This window comes from Ruegeria sp. AN11 (genome assembly GCF_056536005.1).
Map to the genome: position 1 here is coordinate 2,274,744 of NZ_JBQFJD010000001.1, position 14,956 is coordinate 2,289,699.

22 protein-coding genes are annotated in these 14,956 nt (G+C 60.9%); 13 read left to right on the forward strand and 9 right to left on the reverse strand.

Annotated elements, in window-relative coordinates; all coding sequences use genetic code 11:
• Positions 1-102 precede the first annotated feature (102 nt).
• The 5 genes from ACR3EQ_RS11220 (at position 103) to ACR3EQ_RS11240 (ending at position 3,547) form a co-directional block, all read left to right on the forward strand.
• The gene (locus ACR3EQ_RS11220) at positions 103-678 is read left to right on the forward strand and encodes a LabA-like NYN domain-containing protein (RefSeq protein WP_170611939.1); all 576 of its coding nucleotides are present in this window, start codon (positions 103-105) and stop codon (positions 676-678) included.
• Positions 679-869: 191 nt separating this feature from the next.
• A complete protein-coding gene (gene ispH, locus ACR3EQ_RS11225; protein ID WP_170611941.1) occupies positions 870-1,820 on the forward strand; it encodes a 4-hydroxy-3-methylbut-2-enyl diphosphate reductase in 951 nt (316 codons plus the stop codon).
• Positions 1,820-2,407, forward strand: coding sequence for a class I SAM-dependent methyltransferase (locus ACR3EQ_RS11230; protein ID WP_480490656.1), 588 nt, complete (start codon positions 1,820-1,822; stop codon positions 2,405-2,407). The genes ispH and ACR3EQ_RS11230 overlap by 1 nt, the downstream gene beginning before the upstream one ends.
• Complete coding sequence (rnhA, locus tag ACR3EQ_RS11235) at positions 2,400-2,867, forward strand: ribonuclease HI (protein ID WP_170611945.1); 468 nt, start codon at positions 2,400-2,402, stop codon at positions 2,865-2,867. Before ACR3EQ_RS11230 ends, rnhA begins: the two co-directional genes overlap by 8 nt.
• A 77-nt stretch (positions 2,868-2,944) precedes the next feature.
• Positions 2,945-3,547 (forward strand): COG3904 family protein, encoded by a 603-nt coding sequence (locus ACR3EQ_RS11240; RefSeq protein WP_480490657.1) that lies wholly within the window; start codon positions 2,945-2,947, stop codon positions 3,545-3,547.
• On the opposite strand, the gene speB is transcribed toward ACR3EQ_RS11240, so the two are convergent.
• The 6 genes from speB to def (ACR3EQ_RS11270) form a co-directional block, all read right to left on the reverse strand.
• Complete coding sequence (gene speB, locus ACR3EQ_RS11245) at positions 3,544-4,365, reverse strand: agmatinase (protein WP_480490659.1); 822 nt, start codon at positions 4,363-4,365, stop codon at positions 3,544-3,546. The genes ACR3EQ_RS11240 and speB overlap by 4 nt on opposite strands.
• A 63-nt stretch (positions 4,366-4,428) precedes the next feature.
• Entirely contained in the window at positions 4,429-4,665 is a 237-nt protein-coding gene (locus tag ACR3EQ_RS11250) for a GlsB/YeaQ/YmgE family stress response membrane protein (protein WP_170611951.1), read from the reverse strand.
• A 1-nt stretch (position 4,666) separates the two neighbouring features.
• Complete coding sequence (locus ACR3EQ_RS11255) at positions 4,667-4,903, reverse strand: hypothetical protein (RefSeq protein ID WP_170611953.1); 237 nt, start codon at positions 4,901-4,903, stop codon at positions 4,667-4,669.
• Between the two features lie 5 nt (positions 4,904-4,908).
• Positions 4,909-5,823, reverse strand: a complete 915-nt coding sequence (gene fmt / locus ACR3EQ_RS11260; protein WP_480490661.1) for a methionyl-tRNA formyltransferase — start codon at positions 5,821-5,823, stop codon at positions 4,909-4,911.
• 42 nt (positions 5,824-5,865) lie between these two features.
• Entirely contained in the window at positions 5,866-6,360 is a 495-nt protein-coding gene (gene def, locus ACR3EQ_RS11265; protein WP_480490662.1) for a peptide deformylase, read from the reverse strand.
• On the reverse strand, positions 6,357-6,875 hold the full coding sequence (gene def / locus ACR3EQ_RS11270) for a peptide deformylase (RefSeq protein ID WP_480490663.1): 519 nt from the start codon (positions 6,873-6,875) through the stop codon (positions 6,357-6,359). Before def (ACR3EQ_RS11270) ends, def (ACR3EQ_RS11265) begins: the two co-directional genes overlap by 4 nt.
• Positions 6,876-6,969: 94 nt before the next feature.
• Here def (ACR3EQ_RS11270) and ACR3EQ_RS11275 point away from each other — a divergent pair, with 94 nt between their 5' ends.
• From ACR3EQ_RS11275 to ACR3EQ_RS11285, 3 genes are read left to right on the forward strand one after another with little or no spacing between them, the layout of a single operon-like run.
• Complete coding sequence (locus ACR3EQ_RS11275) at positions 6,970-8,142, forward strand: PatB family C-S lyase (RefSeq protein ID WP_170611962.1); 1,173 nt, start codon at positions 6,970-6,972, stop codon at positions 8,140-8,142.
• 3 nt (positions 8,143-8,145) lie between these two features.
• Positions 8,146-8,505: a L,D-transpeptidase family protein gene (locus ACR3EQ_RS11280; RefSeq protein WP_170611963.1), complete on the forward strand. Its 360-nt coding sequence runs from the start codon at positions 8,146-8,148 to the stop codon at positions 8,503-8,505.
• Entirely contained in the window at positions 8,454-8,558 is a 105-nt protein-coding gene (locus tag ACR3EQ_RS11285) for a hypothetical protein (protein ID WP_480490665.1), read from the forward strand. The genes ACR3EQ_RS11280 and ACR3EQ_RS11285 overlap by 52 nt, the downstream gene beginning before the upstream one ends.
• Here the strand turns inward: ACR3EQ_RS11285 and ACR3EQ_RS11290 are convergent.
• Positions 8,555-8,908, reverse strand: coding sequence for a hypothetical protein (locus ACR3EQ_RS11290; protein ID WP_170611966.1), 354 nt, complete (start codon positions 8,906-8,908; stop codon positions 8,555-8,557). The two genes, ACR3EQ_RS11285 and ACR3EQ_RS11290, sit on opposite strands and share 4 nt — an antisense overlap.
• Before the next feature lie 210 nt (positions 8,909-9,118).
• On the opposite strand from ACR3EQ_RS11290, the gene ACR3EQ_RS11295 reads away from it, so the two are divergent.
• A complete protein-coding gene (locus tag ACR3EQ_RS11295) occupies positions 9,119-10,108 on the forward strand; it encodes a glutathione S-transferase family protein (RefSeq protein ID WP_170611968.1) in 990 nt (329 codons plus the stop codon).
• Here ACR3EQ_RS11295 and ACR3EQ_RS11300 read toward each other — a convergent pair.
• Complete coding sequence (locus ACR3EQ_RS11300) at positions 10,090-10,452, reverse strand: response regulator transcription factor (RefSeq protein ID WP_170611970.1); 363 nt, start codon at positions 10,450-10,452, stop codon at positions 10,090-10,092. The two genes, ACR3EQ_RS11295 and ACR3EQ_RS11300, sit on opposite strands and share 19 nt — an antisense overlap.
• Before the next feature lie 183 nt (positions 10,453-10,635).
• Here ACR3EQ_RS11300 and ACR3EQ_RS11305 point away from each other — a divergent pair, with 183 nt between their 5' ends.
• From ACR3EQ_RS11305 to ACR3EQ_RS11320, 4 genes are all read left to right on the forward strand, one after another.
• Complete coding sequence (locus tag ACR3EQ_RS11305) at positions 10,636-11,601, forward strand: threonine-phosphate decarboxylase (RefSeq protein WP_480490666.1); 966 nt, start codon at positions 10,636-10,638, stop codon at positions 11,599-11,601.
• On the forward strand, positions 11,598-12,518 hold the full coding sequence (gene cbiB / locus ACR3EQ_RS11310; protein WP_480490668.1) for an adenosylcobinamide-phosphate synthase CbiB: 921 nt from the start codon (positions 11,598-11,600) through the stop codon (positions 12,516-12,518). Before ACR3EQ_RS11305 ends, cbiB begins: the two co-directional genes overlap by 4 nt.
• 11 nt (positions 12,519-12,529) lie before the next feature.
• Positions 12,530-13,693, forward strand: a complete 1,164-nt coding sequence (locus tag ACR3EQ_RS11315) for a lytic murein transglycosylase (protein ID WP_480490670.1) — start codon at positions 12,530-12,532, stop codon at positions 13,691-13,693.
• A gap of 146 nt (positions 13,694-13,839) precedes the next feature.
• Positions 13,840-14,523, forward strand: a complete 684-nt coding sequence (locus ACR3EQ_RS11320) for a DUF1194 domain-containing protein (RefSeq protein WP_170611978.1) — start codon at positions 13,840-13,842, stop codon at positions 14,521-14,523.
• A 73-nt stretch (positions 14,524-14,596) separates the two neighbouring features.
• Here the strand turns inward: ACR3EQ_RS11320 and ACR3EQ_RS11325 are convergent, their stop codons facing one another.
• Entirely contained in the window at positions 14,597-14,947 is a 351-nt protein-coding gene (locus ACR3EQ_RS11325) for a hypothetical protein (RefSeq protein ID WP_170611980.1), read from the reverse strand.
• Positions 14,948-14,956: the final 9 nt, after the last annotated feature.

The window sequence follows — 14,956 nt, forward strand, 5'->3', positions numbered from 1 at the left end:
TTAAAAGCACTAAATTATGGAGTATCGGGGTGCCCATAATTTTTCTCACTCGCTCACTCACGTAACAAGCGGCGCTCTGGATTATACCGGAAGGACCTATTTATGTTTTACAAGGACGAACGGCTGGCGCTGTTCATCGACGGCTCGAATCTTTATGCGGCCGCGAAAGCACTCGGCTTTGATATCGACTACAAGTTGCTGCGTCAGGAATTCATGCGCAGAGGCAAACTGCTTAGAGCTTTTTATTACACGGCGCTACTGGAAAACGACGAATACTCACCCATCCGCCCGCTGGTCGACTGGCTGCACTATAACGGCTTCACCATGGTGACAAAGCCGGCCAAGGAATACACCGACAGCATGGGGCGTCGGAAAGTCAAAGGGAACATGGATATCGAGCTTACTGTCGATGCCATGGAACTGGCACCGCGCGTGGATCATATCGTGCTGTTCTCGGGCGATGGGGATTTCCGCCCGCTGATTGCCAGCCTGCAACGCCAAGGCGTGCGCGTTTCGGTCGTCTCGACCATCCGTAGCCAGCCGCCGATGATCTCGGACGAGCTGCGCCGCCAGGCCGACAACTTTATCGAACTCGAGGACCTGCGCGACGTGATCGGCCGCCCTCCGCGCGAGATGCCCGCTGAGACGCGCAGTGTCGCGGTCGCTGGCGGGCACTGACCCGGCCAACGTTTTCTTGATGGGGAAAAAATATGCGCGGTCAGGATCTGGATCCTCGCCGCGCTTTCTTTAACTAGGAACAGGTGCTGAAACACCATCTTGGTAACACCGATTCATGTCAGATCGATGACGCGGTTCTGTCTGGACCAAGGCCAGGAAAAGAAATACCTGTGCCGTAAGGAGACCGCCCAATGACCAAGCCGCCCCTGACACTCTACCTTGCTGCCCCGCGGGGCTTCTGCGCCGGTGTGGACCGTGCCATCAAGATCGTGGAAATGGCGCTGCAGAAATGGGGCGCGCCTGTCTATGTGCGCCACGAGATCGTGCACAACAAATTCGTGGTCGACGGGCTGCGCGACAAGGGCGCGGTCTTTGTCGAGGAGCTGGACGAATGCCCCGACGACCGACCGGTGATCTTCTCCGCCCATGGTGTGCCAAAATCGGTTCCCGCAACAGCCGCCCAACGCGAGATGATCTATGTCGACGCCACCTGCCCGCTGGTGTCCAAGGTCCATGTCGAGGCACAGCGCCACGCGGATGCCGGGCTGCAGATGATCATGATCGGCCACAAAGGCCATCCCGAGACTGTCGGCACCATGGGGCAACTGCCCGATGGCGAGGTGCTGCTGGTGGAAACCGTCGACGATGTGGCGCAGGTACAGGTGCGCGACCCGGGCAAGCTGGCCTTTGTCACGCAGACCACCCTGTCGGTGGATGACACGCGGGATATCGTAGCGGCCCTTGAGGCGCGGTTCCCCGCCATTGTCGGTCCGCACAAGGAAGACATCTGTTACGCCACCACCAACCGGCAGGAAGCGGTCAAGTCGGTAGCACCGAAATCCGATGCCCTGCTGGTGGTGGGCGCACCGAACTCGTCCAACTCGCGCCGTCTGGTCGAGGTCGCGTCCCGCGCGGGGTGCAATTACGCACAGCTGGTGCAGCGCGCGACCGAGATCGACTGGCGTGCGCTTGAGGGGATTTCCAGCATCGCTATCACCGCCGGAGCCTCGGCCCCCGAAGTGCTGGTCAACGAGGTGATCGACGCCTTCCGCGATCATTACGACGTGACCGTCGAACTGGTCGAGACCGCCGTGGAAAACGTGGAGTTCAAAGTGCCGCGCGTACTGAGGGAACCTGCGTGATGCCGGACCGGAAAACGATCGACGCCTATACCAGCCGGGTATCGGATTATCTGCAGATGCCGCTGCCTGCCGAACAGCTTGAGGCACGACAGGCTTTTGCCGACGCGGTCGGCGCAGGCGGATACGTGCTGGATCTGGGCTCGGGCCCCGGATCGGACAGTGCGTTTCTGATGCGGCAGGGCCTGAAGGTCAGGGCGCTGGATGCCACGCCAGCCTTTGTGGACCATGCCGGCGAGAACGGGGTGGATGCGCATCTGGGTACGTTCGAGGACGTCACCGAAGAGGCCGAATACGACGGCATCTATGCCAGCTTTTCCCTGCTGCACGCCCCACGCGCCGATTTCCCCCGACACCTGAGCGCGATCCACCGGGCGCTGAAACCCGGCGGCCAGTTGTTTCTGGGCATGAAACTGGGTACGGGCGAACATCGCGACGATCTGGATCGGTACTACACCTATTATTCACAACCCGAGATCGAAGCGGCGCTGGCCGATGCCGGTTTCACGCTGGATCGTTGCGTGACCGGGATGGGAAAAGGGCTGGCCGGGTCCTATGACGGGTTCGTTCTGGTTTTCGCCCATGCCTGATCTGTTTGCCTACACCGATGGTGCGTGTTCGGGAAATCCCGGCCCCGGCGGATGGGGTGTTCTTTTGCGCGCGGTGGATGGCGAACGCATTCTGAAAGAGCGTGAACTGAACGGCGGAGAGGCCGAAACCACCAACAACCGGATGGAATTGTTGGCCGCGATCAGTGCGCTGGAAACACTGGAGCGTTCGTCCGCGATTACCATCGTGACCGACAGCGCCTATGTCAAAAACGGCGTCACCGGCTGGATATTCGGCTGGAAGAAAAACGGCTGGAAGACCTCGAACAAGAAACCGGTCAAGAATGTCGATCTGTGGCAGCGGCTGGACGAAGCACAGTCGCACCATGACGTGACCTGGGAATGGGTCAAGGGCCATGCCGGACACCCCGAGAACGAGCGTGCCGATGAACTGGCCCGTGCCGGAATGGCCCCGTTCAAACCCAAGAAGGCGCAGGCCTGAGCCGCAGTGTCGCCCTGACCGGTGGACGGGCCATCTTCGCGCTGATACCTCATGGCCATCACAGTGCGAGTTTCCGGATGAAAACCAGGCCAGTCATTATTTGCACCTGCCTGAGCCTGCTGGCGTCATGCGGCACGTTTTACCAGCCTGTGCAGTTTGTCGCCCGGGATGATCAGATCATCGCAACCGGCACAATCGATGACACCACGCTTGCCGCCTTTGAAAAGGTCGTCGCGCGCAACCCAGACATCCGGACGCTGGTGTTGTTGAATATCGAAGGGTCGGCGGACGATGACGCCAATGTGGTGTTCAGCCGCGCAGTGCATGATGCAGGGTTCGACATCATCGTTCCGTCAAACGGGCTGATTGCGTCTGGCGGAACGGATCTGTTCCTGGCCGGCAAGCGGCGCATTTTGCAGCCGGGCGCCTGCGTCGGCGTTCACAGCTGGAGCGGGGCAGGCATCGTTGCGACCGAAATTCCAACCACCGACCCCGAACACGACCGCTATCTGGACTATTTCCGCGATATCGGCGCGCCCGAGGAGTTCTATTGGTTCACGCTGGCCGCAGCCCCGGCCGAGGGCATGCATTGGATGACCGCGGCCGAGACCGAACTGTTTGGCATGACGACCGGCACCGCCCCGCGGCTTGGATCAGCCGAGGTTTGTGACGACCGCTAACGGCGCAGCAGGCGCGCGCCGATTTCCTTGACAAACTTGGCCGCGACCATGGCCGTCATGCCATAAGGGTCGCGATGCGGGTTCAGTTCCACGATATCCGCACCGACCAGCTGGCCCTGAAACCGGTTAATCAGGTCAATGACCTCGCGCGTGCTGAGTCCACCGGGTTCGTGATGCGAGACACCGGGCGCAAAGGCCGGGTCCAGCGCGTCCAGATCCAGCGACAGGTAGACCGGACCTTCGAAAGAAATCTGCAGGTCGGATCGCCAGTTGCGCATGTCGATGACCTCGACCCCGAACTTTTCGGCCTGCTCTCGCTGATGGGTGTTCATCGTCCGGATGCCAACTTGCACCAGACGGTTGATCCGGCAGCTTTCCATCACGCGGGCAAAGGGGCATCCATGGCCAAGCGGGCCGATATCCTGTTCGTCATACAGATCGGGGTGTGAATCGATATGCAGGACGTTCAGCCCTTCGTACCGTTCGGAATGCGCCTTGATCAGTGGAAAGGCGACCGAATGATCGCCGCCCAGCGACAACAACCGCGCGCCTGTGGCGATGCGCTCGGCTGCCCCTGTTTCGATCCGGTCAATGGGTTCCTGGCCGCGCATCTCGAACACGTCCAGATCGCCCGTGTCCCTGAACCGGTCGGTCGCGCCCAGATCGGTGCCGTCTTCGGCGGTCAGATTGGCGGCACCGGAATGCAACGCCTCGCGGATGCGGCCCGGGGCAAAGGCCGGACCTTGCAGGAATGAGGAATGCAGGTCCAGCGGGACACCCATCAGGGCGACGTCACCCGGTTTCAGATCATGCGGCATTGGACTTCCTTACGTTGCGGATCGGCCGTGATCTGGCCCTTAACGCACCGAAAGGTCAAGACATCAGCGCCGCAGGTAATTCTGCCACAGCCAGATCACCAGAAGCGCGCCCAAAACAGCGCCGACGAAGCCGGAAAGCCAGCCCATCACAGTCACCAGCATCCGCAACACAAAGCCGCCAATCAGAGCGCCAACGATGCCAATCAGCATGGTGGTGGGAATATCGGCCTCGATCCGCATCAATCGCGTGGCGAGGAAACCTGCGGCGGCTCCGATCACGATCAAGGCGACAACCGGCATGTCATTTCCTCCAATGCGTCGGCACGATGATCAGGGCCCCGATGGAGGACAGCATTGCGTCCAGACCGGGCGGGCCAAAGCTGATGCCGAACATGATACGGACGAAATAGAACAGAAAAGCCCCGCCAACGCAGATGATGATCGAGGGCAGATATCCGTTATGCGTAAAGCCCGTCTTTTCAGCCAGATACCCCACAATTCCGGCGATCACGACGGTGCCCATCAGGATCATGAACATTCAGCTTACTCCGCAGACATCCGGGTGCCGGTTGGGATCGGCCAGCCCCGCAGAAAGGTTTCCCTATCCTGCGCGCCTTTGCCCGCCCTTTGCAAGCGCAGCAGTTCGACCGCCCCGTCACCGCAGGCCACGCGCAGGGTTGCATCCAGAACTTCGCCCGGTGCGCCCTGCCCTTCGGCCAGACGCGACCCCAGCAGCTTGATGCGCTCGCCGCTGATATCCGTCCATGCGCCGGGAAACGGTGACAGGCCGCGGATCTGGCGATCAACCTCGACGGCGGGCCGTGCCCAGTCGATGCGCGCCTCGGCCTTGTCAATCTTGGTGGCATAGGTCACGCCATCATCGGGCTGCGGCTCGGGTGTCAGATCAGGCAGTTTGGCAAGCGCTTCGACAATCAGCCCGGCACCCATGTCAGACAGCCGGTCGTGCAATTGGACCGTCGTCTCCTCGGGCCCGATATCAGTTGCCTGACGCAGCAGGACCGGGCCTGTATCCAGTCCGGCCTCCATCTGCATGATGCAGATACCAGTCTGCGCGTCCCCCGACATGATCGCCCGGTGGATCGGGGCGGCGCCGCGCCATCGCGGCAGCAGGCTGGCATGGATGTTCAGACACCCCCGCGCGGGCGCATCCAGAACGGGTTGCGGCAGGAGCAGCCCATAGGCGACAACAACGGCTACATCTGCCTTCAGTGCCGCGAATTTGGCCTGTTCTTCGGTTGATTTCAGCGAAACGGGATGGCGGACGGTCAGGCCCAGCGCCTCGGCGCGGGCATGTACGGGGGTCGGACGGTCTTTTTTTCCACGTCCGGCCGGGCGCGGCGGCTGGCAATAGACGGCGGCGATCTCGTGCCCGGCCTCGACCAGCGCATCCAGCACCGGGACCGAGAAATCAGGGGTTCCCATGAAGATTATGCGCATCGTCGGCTCCGGGGGTTGGGGGGTGCCGGGCTGAAGCCCGGCCTACGTGAGTTTCTTGGCCTTGCGCAGCAGCATGTCGCGTTTGACCTTGCTGAGGCGGTCGAAATACATCCGTCCGTTCAGGTGGTCGATCTGATGCTGAACGCTTGTCGCCTCGATCCCGACAAAGTCGCGGCGGTCGACGACGCCCTGTTCATTGATGTATTTCACCGTCACCGCGCGCGGACGCTTCACGTTGGCCGACACACCGGGCAGGTTCGGGCTGGCCTCATCATGCTCGCGCAGCTCAATGGAACTGTGCAGGATTTCCGGGTTTGCCAGCCGGATCGCCCGGCCCCGCTCGGTCGAGCCATCGACTACGGCCAGCCGCAGCATGACGCCGATCTGAGGCGCAGCGAGGCCAACGCCCGGCATCGCCTCCATCGTGTCGATCATGTCGTTCCAGATGGCGCGAATTTCGTCGGTGATCTCGGTGACGTCATCTGCCTTTGTGCGCAGGCGCTTGTCCGGCCAGGGCAGGCAGGTGCGGACGGTCATGTCCGGGCCCGTTCGCGTTTGAGCTTCTGCATCTTGCGGGTGATCATCTGGCGTTTGAGCGGTTTGAGATAGTCGATGAACAACTTTCCGTTCAGGTGGTCGATCTCATGCTGAACGCAGGTTGCCCACAAACCGTCAAATGTTTCGGTGCGTGCATTGCCGTTCTCGTCCATCCAGGCCACGACCACCACCTTGGGCCGGGTCACTTCGGCATACTGTTCAGGGATCGACAGGCAGCCTTCCTCATAGACATTGTTTTCTTCCGAGGCGGCGATGACTTCCGGGTTGAACATGATCAGCGGGCGCGGCGCTTCGCCCTCTTCCTTGACGCAATCCAGCACGATCAGCCGCTCGAGCACGCCGATCTGCGGCGCGGCAAGGCCAATGCCGGGCGCATCATACATCGTCTCCAGCATGTCGTCGGCCAGCGTGCGCAGCGCGTCCGTCAGGTCGGCCACAGGCGCGCAGACCTTTTTCAGGCGGGGATCGGGATGGATCAGAATATCACGTTTCATGAGGCTGATTTAGGGCAACGCGAGCCCAGCCGCAACGCCCCCCTTGCGCTTGTGTCAATAGTGGCTAGCTTTCGGCGTGACAAATGGAGCAGACATGACTTTCAACGACCCGATCGACCGCCGCGAAACCAACTGTACCAAGTGGGACAAGATGGAACAATTGTACGGAGTTTCACCCCGGGACGGTTTGGCGATGTGGACGGCGGATTCCGATTATGCCACCGCGCCTTGCGTGATCGAAGCGGTGCGCGCGGCGGCCGATCAAGGGACTTTCGGGTATTCCTGGCAGCACCCGCAATACCTTGAGGCCATCGCCTGGTGGATGAAAACCCGGCACAACTGGCAAATCGACACTGACTGGGTGTTGTCCGCGCAAGGCCTGGGTAATGCCATTGCACTGTGTCTGGATGTCTGGAGCGAACCGGGTGATGGCGTGGTCATTTTCCCGCCGGTTTACCACGAGTTTGCCCATAAGGTGAACAAGACCGGGCGGCGCGTCGTGGAATGCCCGTTGGTGCGCGACGGTGATACTTACGCGCTGGATCTGGAAGATGCGCAGTCGCGGCTGGACGGGTCCGAGAAGTTGCTGCTGTGGTGTTCGCCGCAGAACCCGTCGGGCCGGGTCTGGACGCCGGATGAACTGCGGGCTGTAGCTGCCTTTGCCGAACGCAACGGACTGCTTCTGGTTTCAGACGAGGTTCACCACGATCTGGTCTATCCTGGAAACACCTTCGTGCCGATGGATGTCGCCGCCCCCGAGGCGCGGCCCCGGACGGTGACGCTGACGGCGGCGTCCAAGACGTTCAACATCGCGGGTCAACGCACCGGCAACCTGATCATCCCCGACGACAAGCTGCGCGCCACGATGCGGCACCGGCTTTACACGCTGGACTATGATCCATCCGCTCTGGGCGTTGCCATGGTTACCGCCGCCTATTCCCCTGCGGGGGCGGAATGGGTCGATGCGCAGATCGCGCATCTGATCGACAACCGGAAACTGTTCGATGCCGCCATCGCCGAAATTCCCGGACTGTGGTCGATGCCGTTGCAGGCGACCTATCTGGCCTGGGTCGATTTCTCGGGCACCGGGATGGATCACGCCGAATTTGTCCGCCGCCTGCGCGAGGATGCAAAGATCGCGACCTCATCGGGCCCCGGTTTCGGCACGGGCGGCGAGACGTTTGAGCGGTTCAATCTGGCGACCCAGAAATCACGGGTCGAAGACGCCTGCGCCCGGCTGAAACGGGCGTTTGGCGACTTGCAGTAACAGGTGCGCCGGGCCTTTTTGATCGAGAAATCTGCCCGGCGCCTGACCGCTACTCTGAAGGGCGCGGTGGTGATGCAGCCCGATATCGCGCTGGGGTTTGCAGCAGATGGCAATAAGGTACGGGGAGGCGACGGCAATACGCCCGAGGGTATTTTCGCCGTCAATCGCGACAATCCGCAAAGCGCGTTTCACCTGTCCATTGGGATTGATTATCCGCAACCGAAGGGCATCGCCCTGGCGCGGCAGCAGGGGTTGATCCCCGTGGCGATATTTTCATCCACTGGCAACCCATCGGCGTTGTCGGGCCGACCTTGCCCGACGATTGGACAGCAGGCTGCATTGCAATTTCCAATATCGAGATAGCGCAGTTTTTGAGCCTTACGGAACACGGTAGGACGGTGGAAGTCCGCCCCTAGTCCTCATGCCCCAGAAGTGCGATCGGCGCATCGGGGGATCGGTAGAAATCCAGCGGAGCGCTGTCGGCGGCAACGGTGTTGCGCTTGAATTCATAGCGCATTTCGCCCGCTTCCTCTTCATCGGCGATGATCAGGCATTGGTACAGGTGGGTTGCTCCGTCATAGATGTCGACCAGCCCGCGCAAGCGCGGGGTCGTCGCGGCCTCGACCGAGAAACCGTCTTTCCACAATTTGAGGATCTTGAAGTAATTGTCGCCCATCTCCACCCGCAAACGGCTGGCTTTCTTCAATGTGGCGATTCGCGCAGCGTCCAACTCGGCGCGCATTTCCTTTGAAACATACGTACTCATACAAAAATTCCCCTTCGGTGCCCTTTATTGTGAGGGCATGGATGTAAAAATCCAGTGAACCGGGTCACATGGCGCGGCTTGCCAATGATCTGTTGCACGAAAATCCCAGCGCCGGATGTGCACGGGCGCAGACCGGTTGCGCGCTTGGTGACGTAGGAAGGTCCGGCGCGGCATCATATGTTTTGGGGAACTGCAAACGGAGGAGCCGATATGGGCCTGTTGATCGACGGCACGTGGCATGACACCTGGTATGACACCAAATCAACCGGCGGAGCTTTCAAACGCTCGGCCGCGCAGTTTCGCAACTGGCTGACCGCCGATGGCAGCCCCGGCCCGTCGGGCAAGGGCGGGTTTGCGGCGGAAAGCGGGCGCTATCACCTGTATGTCAGTTTTGCCTGCCCCTGGGCGCACCGCACGCTGATCTTTCGGGAACTGAAGGGTCTTCGCGATCATATCTCCGTGTCTGTGGTCAACCCGGACATGCTGGATCAGGGGTGGACATTCGAACCGGACGCGCAAGGTGCCACGGGCGACACGCTTTATGGTCTGACCCATGCGCATCAAATCTACACCAAAGCCGATCCTGCCTATTCGGGTCGTGTGACGGTGCCGATCCTTTGGGACAAGGCGCAGGAGACGATCGTGTCGAACGAAAGCTCGGAAATCATCCGGATGTTTAACAGCGCCTTCAACGGGATCACCGGCAATACCGATGACTATTGGCCCGAGGCGATGCGGGATGAGATCGAAGCGGTCAACGCCCGCATCTATTCCGACTTCAACAACGGTGTCTACAAATCAGGCTTTGCCACCACACAGGAAGCTTACGACGCGGCCGTGCATCCGTTGTTCGACACGCTGGACTGGCTGGAGGAGAGGCTGGCCCGGAACCGCTACCTAATGGGGGACCGCGTGACCGAGGCCGACTGGCGGCTGTTCACCACCCTGATCCGGTTCGATCCAGTCTATCATCTGCATTTCAAGTGCAACAAACGGCGGCTGATCGATTACCCGAACCTCTGGGCCTATACGCGCGAACTGTATCAGTGGCCGGGCGTCGCGCAGACGGTGAACATGAACCACATCGTGCGCCACTATCACTATAGCCACGACAGCATAAACCCGCATCGCATCATTCCCGTGAACCCGGTGCTGGATTATTCAGAACCGCACCGGCGCGATCAGCGACCCGCCGCGTAATGCTCGATCATCGCCGCCAGATCCTCTGGCGGCGTTTCGCTTTGCACATAAGCGCAGGCATTGGGACTGTGGGCAAAGATCGAACCGTCCGAGAAGAACGTTGTGTTGGTGACAAAGATCACCCGCGCCTCGGGGCGGCGATAGCTGGCAAAATCCGCGACCGCCAGCGCGCTGCCGGTTTCCAGAACCAAGTCAAGAACGATGACGTCAAAGGCCGTTCCGTAAAGCGCAAGGATCGCAGCCTCCTGACCGGCGACGAGCGTAACGATCGCGCCTTGTCTTTCCAGATGCCTTTTCCAGACCCGACCAAGGTCGGGGTTACTCTCAACAATCAGAACATTCATTTGCAACAACCTCGGCACTTGATAAGGTGAACGGTGCCGACCCCCGTAATTCGTGATCACGCGATTTCCTTAACAAAGTGTTAATGACGGCCTTGAGGGACCCCGATCACGCGGATTTGCTTGTCAAAATGGCAAAAATCCGCTTGAAGCGGGCTGAATCGGGCGTTTTGGGGCAGAATTCACATGATCGGCGGCGATAACAACCTGAACGCGCGCAGCACCCGGGATCACGGCGGCGGGCTGGACGGGGCCATCCGGTGCTATGGTGGCACGCGCAGCGACTGGATTGATCTGTCGACCGGGATCAACCCTCATCCCTACGATGTTTCCGGGCTGGTGCCATCTGACTGGACGGAATTGCCCGATCACGGCGCGTTCGAGCGTCTGACCCAGGCTGCGCGCCAGTTCTGGTCGGTTCCCGATGAGGCCGCGATTCTGCCCGCGCCCGGCGCGTCGGCCCTGATCGCGCGCATTCCCGCGCTTGCAGCGACGGGGCGGGTCCAGATCACGATGCCCACCTATAATGAACACTCGGCGGCGTTTGCCGCACAGGGCTGGACGGTCACCGGGGACGGCGCGGCCGAGGCTCGGGTGATTGTGCACCCCAACAACCCGGATGGCCGGATCTGGGCCGAACGCGACGCCGATTCTCCGCTGACTGTGATTGACGAGAGCTTTTGCGACGTCACACCCGGCGCCTCACTGATCCGTCTGTCGGACCGTCCCGGCACAATCGTTCTGAAAAGCTTTGGCAAGTTCTGGGGGCTGGCGGGGTTGCGGCTGGGCTTTGCCGTCGGTCCGAAGGACATGATCGCCCGACTGAACGATCTGACCGGGCCATGGGCGGTATCGGGTCCGGCCCTGCGTATCGGAACCCGGGCGCTGCAGGACACCGGCTGGGCCGAGGCCACCCGTGCAAGGTTGAGTGACGAAGCCGCACAGCTGGACAGGCTGGTCACGCACAAGGGCGCAAGGCTGGTCGGGGGAACGACCCTGTTCCGCCTCTACGAGGTGGACAATGCCGCCGCCTGGCAGGACCGTCTGGCCCAGGCCCATATCTGGAGCCGCATCTTTCCCTATTCCGAAACCTACCTGCGTCTTGGTCTGCCGCCCGCCAACGGCTGGGGCAGGCTTGAGGCCGCGCTGTGACTGGCGCGTTCGTGCTGATCTGCGCCATGTCCCTAGACGCTGCGCTGGGTGAACCGGATTGGCTGTGGTCGCGGTTGCGTCACCCTGCAGTGGTAATCGGCAATGCAATCGGCTGGCTGGACAAGCGCCTGAACCATGGGGCCAGACGACGGCTCAAGGGTGTCGGGGTTGTCGCCCTGCTGGTTGTTGCGTCGGTCCTGATTGGCTGGGCGCTCTCGCTTCTGGGATGGATGGCCGAGGTCGTGATCTGCGCCATCCTGCTGGCGCAGAAATCGCTTGTGTCGCATGTAAAGGACGTGGCGGACGGGTTGCGAGCATCCCTGCCCGAAGGGCGCGCGAAGGTCGCGATGATCGTGTCGCGTGATACGCGCGACATGAGCGAGGCGCAGGTTGCACGCTCGGCCATCGAAAGCGCCGCCGAGAACCTGAGCGACGGGGTGATCGCGCCGGCCTTCTGGTTTCTGGTCGCGGGGCTTCCGGGCCTGCTGATCTACAAGACCGTGAACACCGCCGACAGCATGATCGGCTATCGCAACGACAAATATCGGGAATTCGGCTGGGCCGCGGCCCGGTTCGACGATCTGCTGAACCTGATCCCGGCCCGGCTGACCGGTCTGATGATCGTGGCGTTGTCGGGACAATGGAACCGCTGGCCTGAAATTACAGGGGATGCGCGCCAGCATATCTCGCCCAATGCAGGCTGGCCCGAAGCCGCTATGGCGCGGGCGCTGAACGTGGCACTGGCCGGCCCGCGCAGCTACGACGGGCAGGTGCGCGATCTGGCATGGGTCAATGGCGAAGCCCCGCGCGAGATCGGCGCGACAGAGGTTTTCCGCGCATGTGACATGCTTTGGCGGGTTTGGGGGCTTGCACTGGGCCTCGTGTCGGTGTGGGTTGGGCTTAACTTTATTTTCTGACGGGCACACTCATGCGTTTTCTTTCCGGCCTGGTCGCCGCCACCCTGTTTGCCGCCCCTGCCTTTGCCCAATGCGGCGGCGGGTTCAATTCCTTTGTAAAGGGCCTGAAAGACGAAGCCATTGAGCAGGGATTCGACACATCCACCGTGGACGGCTTTTTCAATGGTGTTCAGCAGGATGGCGCAGTGCTGAAAGCCGACCGGGCGCAGGGCGTGTTCCAGAAACCCTTCATCGAGTTTTCCCGTCGCCTGATCTCGCAGAACCGGATCGACCGGGGCAAGGCCATGTCAGGAAAATACGATGCGGTGTTCGACCGGATCGAACGGGAATACGGCGTCTCACGCGGCGTGTTGTTAGCGTTCTGGGCGTTCGAGACCGATTACGGCGCGTTTCAGGGCAATTTCAACACCCGCAACGCGCTAGTGACGCTGGCCCATGACTGCCGCCGCCCCGAACTGTTCCGGCCGCAAATCTTCGTGGCAATCGAGCTGTACCAACAAGGCAATTTCGACCCGGCCCGCACCACCGGGGCATGGGCGGGCGAGATCGGAATGGTGCAGATGCTGCCGCGTGACATTCTGGAAAACGGTGTCGATGGGGACGGCGACGGCAAGGTCTCATTGAAGACATCCGCGCCCGATGCGCTGATGTCGGGGGCAAAGATGCTGTCGCATCTGGGCTGGCAACCGGGTCAGCCGTGGCTGCAGGAAGTCACGGTACCAGCGCAGATGGATTGGTCGCTGTCCGGCCCCGGCAAACCGCGGCCTGTGTCAGAATGGCAGGCGATGGGCGTTCAGGCGCGCGATGGGACGTTGGCGGATTTGCCCGCCTCGCTGATCCTGCCGCAGGGTCACAAGGGCCCGGCCTTTCTGGCCTATCCGAATTTCGACGTTTATTTCGAATGGAACCAGAGCTTTGTCTATGTTCTGACCGCCGCCTATTTCGGAACACGCCTTGAAGGCGCGCAGATCTACAATGCGGGCAATCCGGCGCAGGGCCTGTCCGGTGCGCAAATGAAGCAGTTGCAGGGCAAGCTGCAGGCGCGCGGGCATGACGTGGGCAAGATCGATGGCATTCTGGGCGCTGGGACACGCGCTGCGGTGCAAGCCGAACAGGTCCGGTTGGGGCTGCCTGCGGATGCGTGGCCCACGGCGGAGTTGCTGGGGCGGTTGTGATCAAATCTCTGCTTTGAGCCCAGACCGGAACATATCACAGAAGGATGTTCCGAAGCTTCAAGTGTTCTGGCAACGCCGATTCTGACGAATCCCGGGCGATATGCTATCGTTCTTTCATCAAACACGTTGCAAAGGAGCGCTTCACGATGATCCCTTTGGCACGCATTGCCCTATTGGCGCTGCTGCCGACCTGCCCGGCAACAGCAGAAGAACCAGAATGCTCGACTGCCCTTGCTTTTGCACTCGATGTTTCGGTCAGCGTGGACGATGCCGAACACAAAATGCAGCGTGAAGGCCTCGCTGCCGCACTGTCCGACCCATCAGTACGAAGCGTGATCCTGTCCAGACCTGATGCTGTTGCGCTGATGGCCTACGAATGGAGTGGTTACCACCAGCAAACGATCATCTCTCCTTGGAAATTTATCCACAACGAACAGGATTTGTCCGGGTTCATTGAGCGCTTGTTCGTCCATCAGCGCGGAGCGGCCGAATATCCGACCGCAATAGGCGCTGCGCTTAGTTTCGGAGCGACTAAACTTAGCGAGGTGTCTTGGTGTGACCGGCTTGTTCTCGATGTTTCCGGTGATGGTATCCACAACCACCGCTACCCGCCAGAAAGCGCTTACAGACACTTTCCTTTCGAGCGCGTGACTGTCAACGGGCTAGTGATCGAAGGGGCCGAGACAGAGGTTCAAGCTTACTATGCGAACCATGTAATTTCTGGGCCCGGCGCATTTGTAGAAATCGCGAACGGCTATGCGGACTACGCGCGAGCCATGAAGAGAAAGCTACTACGGGAACTCCAAGATCAGCTGCTTGCAGCGCGATAGCAAATAAAGCGCATGGCAGCTTAGCCCGCCTAGCAGCCAGTGGATGAAATGATCGACGGTGCACGCCTCGCTCTCACTCCGGCCGCACCGGATAGCGGTTCCCCTTCTGATCAATCATGATCAGCCGTTCACCACTGCGGACATACAGATCACAGCGGCTGAAGCCGTTGCGATAGGCGATGCAAACGCTGCCGTCCTCGGCGATGGAATAGGTGCCGAACGCGGATTCGCCGCTGGCGTAGGTGTAGGAATAGGCCCCTCCCACCGAGTATTTCGATTTTCCGTCGTCGTAGAATGTCAGCGTGCGGCCCGCCAATGCGTCCAATTCCTGCGCGCTCAGGGGGACGTCTCCGGGTTTGGTGGGCCATTCTGCAGCCGCAAGCGGGCTGGCTGTCAGCAGGGCAATGATCAGAAAACGGGTCATGCCCCACCC

Bases quoted from the DNA above. Each gene is read 5' to 3' on its own strand.
- ACR3EQ_RS11220 (WP_170611939.1), top strand. From the start codon at position 103: ATGTTTTACAAGGACGAACGGCTGGCGCTGTTCATCGACGGCTCGAAT.
- ispH (WP_170611941.1), top strand. From the start codon at position 870: ATGACCAAGCCGCCCCTGACACTCTACCTTGCTGCCCCGCGGGGCTTC.
- ACR3EQ_RS11230 (WP_480490656.1), top strand. From the start codon at position 1,820: ATGCCGGACCGGAAAACGATCGACGCCTATACCAGCCGGGTATCGGAT.
- rnhA (WP_170611945.1), top strand. From the start codon at position 2,400: ATGCCTGATCTGTTTGCCTACACCGATGGTGCGTGTTCGGGAAATCCC.
- ACR3EQ_RS11240 (WP_480490657.1), top strand. From the start codon at position 2,945: ATGAAAACCAGGCCAGTCATTATTTGCACCTGCCTGAGCCTGCTGGCG.
- speB (WP_480490659.1), bottom strand. From the start codon at position 4,365: ATGCCGCATGATCTGAAACCGGGTGACGTCGCCCTGATGGGTGTCCCG.
- ACR3EQ_RS11250 (WP_170611951.1), bottom strand. From the start codon at position 4,665: ATGCCGGTTGTCGCCTTGATCGTGATCGGAGCCGCCGCAGGTTTCCTC.
- ACR3EQ_RS11255 (WP_170611953.1), bottom strand. From the start codon at position 4,903: ATGTTCATGATCCTGATGGGCACCGTCGTGATCGCCGGAATTGTGGGG.
- fmt (WP_480490661.1), bottom strand. From the start codon at position 5,823: ATGCGCATAATCTTCATGGGAACCCCTGATTTCTCGGTCCCGGTGCTG.
- def (WP_480490662.1), bottom strand. From the start codon at position 6,360: ATGACCGTCCGCACCTGCCTGCCCTGGCCGGACAAGCGCCTGCGCACA.
- def (WP_480490663.1), bottom strand. From the start codon at position 6,875: ATGAAACGTGATATTCTGATCCATCCCGATCCCCGCCTGAAAAAGGTC.
- ACR3EQ_RS11275 (WP_170611962.1), top strand. From the start codon at position 6,970: ATGACTTTCAACGACCCGATCGACCGCCGCGAAACCAACTGTACCAAG.
- ACR3EQ_RS11290 (WP_170611966.1), bottom strand. From the start codon at position 8,908: ATGAGTACGTATGTTTCAAAGGAAATGCGCGCCGAGTTGGACGCTGCG.
- ACR3EQ_RS11295 (WP_170611968.1), top strand. From the start codon at position 9,119: ATGGGCCTGTTGATCGACGGCACGTGGCATGACACCTGGTATGACACC.
- ACR3EQ_RS11300 (WP_170611970.1), bottom strand. From the start codon at position 10,452: ATGAATGTTCTGATTGTTGAGAGTAACCCCGACCTTGGTCGGGTCTGG.
- ACR3EQ_RS11305 (WP_480490666.1), top strand. From the start codon at position 10,636: ATGATCGGCGGCGATAACAACCTGAACGCGCGCAGCACCCGGGATCAC.
- ACR3EQ_RS11315 (WP_480490670.1), top strand. From the start codon at position 12,530: ATGCGTTTTCTTTCCGGCCTGGTCGCCGCCACCCTGTTTGCCGCCCCT.
- ACR3EQ_RS11320 (WP_170611978.1), top strand. From the start codon at position 13,840: ATGATCCCTTTGGCACGCATTGCCCTATTGGCGCTGCTGCCGACCTGC.
- ACR3EQ_RS11325 (WP_170611980.1), bottom strand. From the start codon at position 14,947: ATGACCCGTTTTCTGATCATTGCCCTGCTGACAGCCAGCCCGCTTGCG.